The sequence below is a fragment of the Flavobacterium notoginsengisoli genome, assembly GCF_014207905.1.
Taxonomy (GTDB): Bacteria; Bacteroidota; Bacteroidia; order Flavobacteriales; family Flavobacteriaceae; genus Flavobacterium; species Flavobacterium notoginsengisoli_A.
The window spans coordinates 3,279-5,678 of the sequence record NZ_JACHLB010000015.1 but is presented as its reverse complement, the minus strand read 5'-3'; the positions used below and the strand labels follow the sequence as shown (position 1 = coordinate 5,678).

Annotated in this window: 2 tRNA genes and 1 rRNA gene; all 3 read left to right on the top strand. The window is 47.5% G+C overall.

The annotated features are described in order from the left end of the window. Positions 1-500 precede the first annotated feature (500 nt). The 3 genes from HNP35_RS23710 to HNP35_RS23700 all read left to right on the top strand — a co-directional run bounded on the left by HNP35_RS23710 (position 501) and on the right by HNP35_RS23700 (position 2,396). Positions 501-2,014: ribosomal RNA gene (locus HNP35_RS23710) — 16S ribosomal RNA — on the top strand. Positions 2,015-2,140: 126 nt separating this feature from the next. Next, positions 2,141-2,214, top strand: a tRNA-Ile gene (locus tag HNP35_RS23705). Positions 2,215-2,322: 108 nt separating this feature from the next. Next, positions 2,323-2,396, top strand: a tRNA-Ala gene (locus tag HNP35_RS23700). The last annotated feature ends 4 nt before the right edge of the window (positions 2,397-2,400 follow it).

Genomic DNA, 2,400 nt, shown 5'->3' with positions numbered 1-2,400 from the left:
GTTATCAGCAGGTTAAGAAAAAGATCGAAAAAAGATTGAAAAAAGCTTGGAAAAAGTATTGGATAACTGGAAAAAGGTTCTACTTTTGCACCCGCAACAGCGAAAACGTTCACAGAAATACTGGCAGGCAGCTTGAATGAAACGGAAAGAAATTTTCGAAAAAAAAAAGTTCAAAAAAAGCTTGCAGGTTTTGAAAAAGCGTTCTACATTTGCACCCCGCAAAACACGGAAAGCTCTTTGAGGTATTGGAAGAAAAGTTTGGAAAATGAGGCGAAAAAAAAGCTTCAAAAAATTTCAAGTTTTTCTTGCGAGAAACAAAAAAGTTTTTTAGTTTTGCACCCGCTTTGAGACACAGGCGCAACAAGATTAAGACACGTTCGTAGACATATTGAATTGACAGCCGTTCCGATGCAAATCGGAACACAAATAATAAGAGCAGTAGGATCGCAGGATTCGAAAAAGCCAAAAGGGAAAGCATCGAATATACATTATTAAAATATACGATGAAGAGTTTGATCCTGGCTCAGGATGAACGCTAGCGGCAGGCTTAACACATGCAAGTCGAGGGGTATGCTTCTTCGGGAGCAGAGACCGGCGCACGGGTGCGTAACGCGTATGCAATCTGCCTTTTACAGGGGGATAGCCCAGAGAAATTTGGATTAATACCCCATGGTATTATAGGGTGGCATCACCTTATAATTAAAGTCACAACGGTAAAAGATGAGCATGCGTCCCATTAGCTTGTTGGTAGGGTAACGGCCTACCAAGGCTACGATGGGTAGGGGTCCTGAGAGGGAGATCCCCCACACTGGTACTGAGACACGGACCAGACTCCTACGGGAGGCAGCAGTGAGGAATATTGGTCAATGGGCGCAAGCCTGAACCAGCCATGCCGCGTGCAGGATGACGGTCCTATGGATTGTAAACTGCTTTTGTACGGGAAGAAACACTCCTACGTGTAGGAGCTTGACGGTACCGTAAGAATAAGGATCGGCTAACTCCGTGCCAGCAGCCGCGGTAATACGGAGGATCCAAGCGTTATCCGGAATCATTGGGTTTAAAGGGTCCGTAGGCGGTCTTGTAAGTCAGTGGTGAAAGCCCATCGCTCAACGATGGAACGGCCATTGATACTGCAGGACTTGAATTATTGGGAAGTAACTAGAATATGTAGTGTAGCGGTGAAATGCTTAGAGATTACATGGAATACCAATTGCGAAGGCAGGTTACTACCAATGGATTGACGCTGATGGACGAAAGCGTGGGTAGCGAACAGGATTAGATACCCTGGTAGTCCACGCCGTAAACGATGGATACTAGCTGTTGGGGGCAACTTCAGTGGCTAAGCGAAAGTGATAAGTATCCCACCTGGGGAGTACGAACGCAAGTTTGAAACTCAAAGGAATTGACGGGGGCCCGCACAAGCGGTGGAGCATGTGGTTTAATTCGATGATACGCGAGGAACCTTACCAAGGCTTAAATGCAGACTGACCGATTTGGAAACAGATCTTTCGCAAGACAGTTTACAAGGTGCTGCATGGTTGTCGTCAGCTCGTGCCGTGAGGTGTCAGGTTAAGTCCTATAACGAGCGCAACCCCTGTTGTTAGTTGCCAGCGAGTAGTGTCGGGAACTCTAACAAGACTGCCAGTGCAAACTGTGAGGAAGGTGGGGATGACGTCAAATCATCACGGCCCTTACGCCTTGGGCTACACACGTGCTACAATGGCCGGTACAGAGAGCAGCCACTGGGTGACCAGGAGCGAATCTATAAAGCCGGTCACAGTTCGGATCGGAGTCTGCAACTCGACTCCGTGAAGCTGGAATCGCTAGTAATCGGATATCAGCCATGATCCGGTGAATACGTTCCCGGGCCTTGTACACACCGCCCGTCAAGCCATGGAAGCTGGGGGTGCCTGAAGTCGGTGACCGCAAGGAGCTGCCTAGGGTAAAACTGGTAACTAGGGCTAAGTCGTAACAAGGTAGCCGTACCGGAAGGTGCGGCTGGAACACCTCCTTTCTAGAGCCCGATATGTTAGCCGAGAGGCACGATTGGGAAAACAGATGCCGATCTAAGGCTTGGAATCTGGGATTGTATTGCTCTTGCTGTTAATTTAAAAGAAATGATAAGGAATTAAGAAGACAGAGTCTCGTAGCTCAGCTGGTTAGAGTACTACACTGATAATGTAGGGGTCGGCAGTTCGAGTCTGCCCGGGACTACTAAAATCTTAAGGCCGAAAGGAAATTCTGGAAGCTGGGATTCACCAAAGGAAATTAGAGAAGAATAGGAAATCTAAAATCTGAATTCTAAAATCTGAGATTCAAAACGGGGGATTAGCTCAGCTGGCTAGAGCGCCTGCCTTGCACGCAGGAGGTCAACGGTTCGACTCCGTTATTCTCCACAAC